We start from the raw sequence: 6,467 nt of genomic DNA on the forward strand, positions 1-6,467 counted from the left end.
CAGAAAACAGGCCAAAAACAGACATTACCTGTTTGTTAAGAAAGTACAGGGCCTAAAGTCGCAACTGCCGCACTGGTAGGTTATTGGGTAAGGGTGCGGTTCTTGTCTCCTACCTTGGCGGACACGGCCTCTTGCCACGCCTGGCCGGTGGCCGAAAGCAATTCTGAGTTGTTCCACCCGAAGTGGCTGCTCTGGCTGTGGGCGTCTGGCTCACAGAGATACACCTCATGGCCTGGTTTCTGGGTGACCTTGAGGCCGCAGGAGCGGAGCATGGCCTCAATGCAGGCGTGGTTGGGGGCCCACCAGTTGGTGACATCTCCGGCCAGTTTGTGCTCAATGAACGCCATCTTGGGGTAGCCGTTCTCCAGCATAATGTCACGGCCGTGAAAGTCAATGTCCTCGGGCAGTGGGGTCACGTCTTCGCCCGGCATGGTCAACGTCTGAAACACCATCAACCGCGTCATTTTCTGGGACAGGATGTCCAGGGAAAGCAGCGGGTAGCGCAGGTGGTACAACACGCCCATGTACCAGATCAGGTCAAACTTCTCCTGCAGGTGCGCCACGTCATAGACCTGCATCTGCCTGAACTCTACCTGGTCCTCCAACCCAAACTGCCGGGCCACCCACTGGGCCTGGCGCAGGTAGTGCGGGTCAACATCAATGCCCAGTACTGAGGCGCCGCGCCGGGCCAGCTCCATGGTGTAGAAACCCGCGTTGCAGCCCACGTCTAAGACGCGCCAACCGCTCAGGTCCTTCGGGAGGTAGCTTTCTATCTGTTGCCACTTAAAGGCCGGGAAATCTCCTAAGGTATGGTTGGGGGCGGTTTGGGTACCGTCTGGTAGGTGCAGGTTATGGAACCAGGGGCCAAGGTTGGCAATTTCCTGTGTCAGGCTCATGAAGGTGCGTTTGAGGTTGAGAAATGTTCAAACGCTTGTACGCAGAAAGGGATAGCAAAAGTTATATGTGTCTTCTTCCTGCTTCTTTGGGGAACCCGGGAACAGCTCTTTTTACTAAACCTAAAAAACGGTGCAGACCAGTTAGGAGTGGCCTCAGAAACTGGATGCGGCCCCCATACTAGGCTGTGGAGGGGCATCTGCTGAACTGCGGCCTGTTAACAGGATAGATTGTATTATTCTGGTGTATGGCGGGAAAGGCGTTTAAGGGATGATTATTTGCATTTTAAAGGAAAATATTATTCGGGGATAAAGGTTTGTTTACTAATTTTATACTGACTAACGCATGGAGTTGATATAGTTGACTCTGGTAAGCTGAAAATTAAATAATAGTGAGGTTGGTATTATGAATTGGATATGAATAATGTAAGCCGGGAGGGGCTCCTGGAGAAGCTGATGCGGTATTCATTGGACATGATCTGTGTAGTCAACGCAGAAGGAAAGTTTGTGCAGGTGAGTGACGCCAGCAAAAGTATATTGGGGTATGGGCAGGAAGAATTAATTGGTGCCTCGTATCTGCAATTAGTGGTTCCTAAAGACCGGGAAAAGACGTTAGCCATAGCCAAAACTATTCTGAAAGGGGCCAATGTTACGGGTTTTGAGAACCGCTACCTTCATAAGACTGGCAAAGAGGTTCCTTTATTCTGGTCTGCTTACTGGTCTGAAGAAGACAATACCATGTTCTGTGTGGCCCGTGATGCCACGCAGCTCAAGCAAGCCCAGGCAAAAGAAAAAGAAAAGGAAGCATTTTTTGAGGCGCTGGTAGAGAACAGCTCTGATATGATGGTGGTCTTAGACCGGGAAGGGAACTACGTTTTTGTAGGGGGCAGCTACGTGAGAATAATGGGCTACCCGGCAGAGTACCTGATCGGGAAAAACGTACTGGAGTTCATTCATCCCGGTGATGCGCCGGCCATTCAGGAAAAACTTGTGGAGCTGCAGGGCAAAGACATAGTGACCGCCTCTGAGTTCAGGTACAGGAACGCCAGCGGGGAGTGGAAATGGCTGGAGTCAATGGCAAGCAACCAGCTGCTGAACCCGGCGGTGCAGGGGCTTGTGGTCAACTCGCGGGATGTAACCGAGCGCAAACTGTCTCAGCAGCGGCTCAGGCAGAGCGAGCAGTTATACAAATGCCTGTTCAACAACAACCCAGATGCCATTTTGCTGGAAGACGTAAACGGGTTGGTGACAGATGTGAACCAGGCCCAGCTAGCCATTTCCGGCTTGCCGGCTTCTGCTATGCTCCACCAGCCTTTTACAGACTTTTTGCCAGCCAGTGTGGTAGATATCTGTAGCCGGTACTTTGAGCAGGCGCTGCTGGGCAGTACCGTTCGGTTTGACCTGGAAATCCCATTTTCAGGTAAAGGCGCAAAGGTTATGGACATCACTAAGTTTCCCATACTAGTAGACGGAAAGGTAGAGGGGGTGTTCAGTATTGCCAAAGACATCACCCCCATTGTGAGGGCCTATGAAACCATTCAGAGGCAGGCGGCCCGGCAAAAAATCATTCTGGAGAGTATTACAGACGCTTTTTTTGCCTTAGACGAAAACTGGTGCTTTACCTACGCCAACAGCGAGTTTGAACGGCTTGTGCAGGTAAAGAGTGAAGAAATCATAGGAAAGAGCTTCTGGTCTTACTTTCCCAAAGAAGTGCTGGGGCAAAGTTTCCCTGAGTTTTACAAAGCCATAAAATCTGGCGAAGCCATCTGCTATGAATTGTACCACCAGTCCCTGAAAGTCTGGCTGGCGGTGAAAGCTTACCCCTCAGAAGAAGGGTTGTCTGTGTACCTGAACGACATTACCAGTCAGAAGCAGATAGAAGAGCAGGAGGCATTAGGCAAACGGGTACTGGAACTGAATGCCACCGCCGGAAGTACCCTGGAAGAGGTGGTGAACCATTATCTGGTGGGGCTTGAAGAGCAGAGGGCAGACATGCTGACCAGTGTGCTGTACCTGGAGAATGGGCAGCTGTTTAACCTGGCCTCGCCCAGTTTGCCTAAAGCTTATTTAGATGCCATAGAAGGGGTGAAGATTGGCCCCACGGTAGGTTCCTGCGGTACCGCGGCGTACCAGAAGGAAAGAGTGATTGTGAGTGACCTGGAGCAGGACCCGCTCTGGGTAGATTACCGGGAGGCGGCGCTGCAGAACGGCCTTAAATCCTGCTGGTCCTTGCCTATTTTCGGCTACAACCACCGGGTGCTGGGTACGTTTGCCATTTACCACCGCCAGGTGCGGGAGCCGTCTGCTGAAGAGCTGAACGCCATTGAGAAAGCACGGGACCTGCTGCAGCTGATCATTGAAAACAAACTCACAGAGGCTGAGCTGAAGTTGAGCAATGAACGCTATGACCTGGCCGCATCTGCCACCAGTGAGGCCATTTATGATATTGACCGGGTGTACAAAAAGGTTTACTGGGGAGAAGGCTTTGAGAAGATCTTCGGCTTTAACAGGGCAACCCTAAAAAATTCTGAGAGTGTCTGGGTAGAAAACCTGCATCCTGAGGACAGGGAGAAAATTACGGCATCTTTTAATCTGGCCCTGGAGAGCCCAGACGTTTTCCATTGGCAAGCCGAATACCGGTTCCGGAAAGCCGATGGCCAAATAAGTCAGGTGGCAGACCACGCCAGGATCCTGCGCGACAAAAACCACCGGTCCATCAGGGTCATAGGCTCTATGCAGGATATCTCTACCCGCAAACGCTACGAGATTGAGCGCGAGAATTTGATTGAGGAACTGCAAGGCAGAAACAACGCCCTCCAGCAGTTCACGCACATTGTGTCGCATAACCTCCGGGCCCCGGTGGCTAACATCATGGGGCTGACAGAGATGTTCCAACACCCAAATCTGACGGAGCAAACCAGAGCGGCCATCAACGAAAAAATGCGGACCGCTGCCCAAAACCTGGATACGGTTATCCGGGACCTGAACCAGATCCTTTCCATCAGGGGGAGTATTGGCGGCATCAAGGAATCTATCAATTTTAGGGAGAAGGTAGAAAAAGTACTGGAGCCGTTGCAGTTAGAGTTGGCCAGGCACCGGGTAAAGCTGCAAATGAATTTCCAGGAGGCGCCCTCTATTTACACGGTGGGGAGCTATCTGTACAGCATTCTGCATAACCTGATTACCAACGCCATTAAATACCGGCAACCCGGCCAGGAGACGCTCATTGAGATAAGCACCCGCCTGCAGGGGGACTATGTGGTGCTTACGGTCAAAGACAACGGCCTTGGGGTTGATGTGGAAAAGCAGGGGAAAAAGCTCTTCGGGCTCTATAACCGGTTCCACAGCCATATTGAAGGTAGGGGAGTGGGGCTGTTCCTGGTCAAGACCCAGGCAGAAGCTTTAGGCGGGAAAGTCACTGTGCAAAGCAAGGTGCAGGAGGGGAGCACCTTTGAGGTCTACCTGAAGCGGTAAACTTAGTTTGGTACGTTCTGTTTTCGGCCTGTTTTCCCAAAAACAGGCAAAAACAGAAAACTTACCCGGCACTTTGCTGCTGGGCGGTGTAAGCCTCCCAGAAAGCCTGCCGGCCTTTGTCAATCAGTTCTTCGGCACGGTAAAACTCAAAGATGCCGCAGGTTTCCCGCGGAATGGTAATGACCAGTTCAGGCTGGTGCAGGTGTATCATGAGGTCGGCCATTTTGTCCTGCATCATGTCCAGCGACTTGGTGAGCAAATCAAACAATCCTAAGTGCGCCACTTTTTTAGGGGGAACCTGCGCCGGACTTTGCTCCCACCACGCTGACAGCATCTTCAAGTAGGCGGCTTTCTCCTGGTTGGCGGTTTCGGCGAATACCGTGGGGGCTGGGGGGCAGGGCGGGTTTCCGTTGAGGTTCACGGCCACCACCCAGTCGCCGGGTTCTCTCGTCACCAGGTTCACCGGCAGCGGGTTCAGGACGCCGCCGTCTACCAGCTGCCTGCCCTCTTCATAGGCGGGCGTGAACAGCGTGGGAATGGCAATGGAGGCCCTGAGCGCTTTAAAGAGGCTGCCCGTTTTGTAATGCACTTCCTCCTGGTTCAGGACATCTACGGCCACGGCCGTGAACGGGACCTTGAACTGTTCAATCTGGTGCTCCCCAATAAGTTTCTCAATGGTTCTGAAGACGCGCTCCCCTTTTACAAACCCTTCACCAGATAAGGTGAAGTCCAGCAGCTGGAACACCCCCACCTTGTCCAGGGTAAGCAGCCAATCCCGAAACTGCCGCAGGTACCCGGCGCAGTAAATGCCGCCTACCACGGCGCCCATAGAGCTGCCTATCACTTCTTTGATGCAGAAACCCTCTTTCTCCAGTTCTTCAATGATGCCAATATGGGCCATACCCCGGGCCCCGCCGCTGCCCAGCACCAGCCGTACGTTTTTCATCTTCGTATTCCTGTTATCTTCTTGCTAAGGAAGGTTTGGTTTACCGGTGCAGGGGAGAGTTGACCAGCAACACCTTCCAGGCTTCCGGCACGCGCCCTTCCGCCAGCAGCCGCTGCGCCAGCAGGTGCATCTGTTTCTCCATTTCAATACGATTGTCCGCATATTTCTGTGCCAGGTAGCGGTACATAGGGTCCTGCGCAAACGCCTGCACCTCCTCCTGAGAAGGAATGGCCTCTGTATTGCCCAACCGGGCGAGGTTGTTACCCGTGAGCACGGTACTGTTTCTGATGTGCGCCGGAAGCTGATCAATGCCAATCCCTTTGTTGCGCACGGGTTTTGGCAGCTCAAACAGGCTGTCGCCGTTGGCGCGCAGGTACCAGTCGCCGCCCAGGCGGGCCACCGCATCTAACTTGAACGGGTCAATGGTTTTTCCGTCTCCGCCGAAAACCTCGTCCTGCACGTGCAGCAGCAGCGCCTCGCAAATCACCAGATTGGCCGAGCCGCCCTGGTGGCCAATGGGTTTTACCTCCAGTACCTTGCACTCAAAAGCAGCCGGGGCTTCGGCCACGCGCGGCGGGGCCACTAACGTGGAAGCCACTGGCGTGAGGCCCGCCTTCACAAATTCGTTTACGCCTTTATCATACTCGGTGCTGGCCAATGACATTTGCTCTACCATGGCGTAGTTGCCAATGTTAATCACCACCTCACCGGTCTCCAGCACGTTCTCCAGGGTGTGTTTACCGGTATTGTCCCGCACGCGGCGGGCGGGGGAGAAGATAAGCACCGGCGGGTTAGACCCGAAGCAGTTGAAAAAGCTAAACGGGCTCAGGTTCACATTCCCTTCTTTATCTACCGTGCTGGCAAACGCAATAGGCCGCGGCGCAATGGTTCCCAACATAAGGCTGTGAAATTCGGCGGTGGGTATTTCTTTGGGGTTGAACGTTTTCACGGGTCTAATTTGGATGAGCAGATTTGAAAATAGGAAGATGGTGAGAGTGGGAACTGGTTTTTCCCGGCTTTTCATGGTTTTGAGATGGCGCAAGCGTCCGCTTGTGCCTATACGCATAGCTGGTCTAAAATTTATTTGGTGCGGAATAAAAGTTTAGAGTTTTCTGTTTTCGGCCTGTTTTGGCGAAAACAGGCCGAAAACGGAA

General features: G+C 53.0%; 4 protein-coding genes. 1 reads left to right on the top strand and 3 read right to left on the bottom strand.

Annotated features, from left to right (window positions below; genetic code table 11):
• Positions 1-80: 80 nt before the first annotated feature.
• Entirely contained in the window at positions 81-896 is an 816-nt protein-coding gene (locus tag A8O25_RS19050) for a TIGR04290 family methyltransferase (RefSeq protein ID WP_066838378.1), read from the bottom strand.
• Between the two features lie 414 nt (positions 897-1,310).
• On the opposite strand from A8O25_RS19050, the gene A8O25_RS19055 reads away from it, so the two are divergent.
• Positions 1,311-4,367, top strand: a complete 3,057-nt coding sequence (locus A8O25_RS19055; protein WP_153042834.1) for a PAS domain-containing sensor histidine kinase — start codon at positions 1,311-1,313, stop codon at positions 4,365-4,367.
• A gap of 61 nt (positions 4,368-4,428) precedes the next feature.
• On the opposite strand, the gene A8O25_RS19060 is transcribed toward A8O25_RS19055, so the two are convergent.
• Complete coding sequence (locus tag A8O25_RS19060) at positions 4,429-5,313, bottom strand: patatin-like phospholipase family protein (protein WP_066838383.1); 885 nt, start codon at positions 5,311-5,313, stop codon at positions 4,429-4,431.
• Between the two features lie 40 nt (positions 5,314-5,353).
• Entirely contained in the window at positions 5,354-6,262 is a 909-nt protein-coding gene (locus A8O25_RS19065) for a flavin reductase family protein (protein WP_066838398.1), read from the bottom strand.
• Positions 6,263-6,467: the final 205 nt, after the last annotated feature.

The organism is Rufibacter ruber (assembly GCF_001647275.1).
GTDB lineage: Bacteria > Bacteroidota > Bacteroidia > Cytophagales > Hymenobacteraceae > Nibribacter > Nibribacter ruber_C.

Excerpts from the sequence above, each read along its gene's own strand:
- A8O25_RS19050 (WP_066838378.1), bottom strand. The coding sequence starts at position 896 with ATGAGCCTGACACAGGAAATTGCCAACCTTGGCCCCTGGTTCCATAAC.
- A8O25_RS19055 (WP_153042834.1), top strand. The coding sequence starts at position 1,311 with ATGAATAATGTAAGCCGGGAGGGGCTCCTGGAGAAGCTGATGCGGTAT.
- A8O25_RS19060 (WP_066838383.1), bottom strand. The coding sequence starts at position 5,313 with ATGAAAAACGTACGGCTGGTGCTGGGCAGCGGCGGGGCCCGGGGTATG.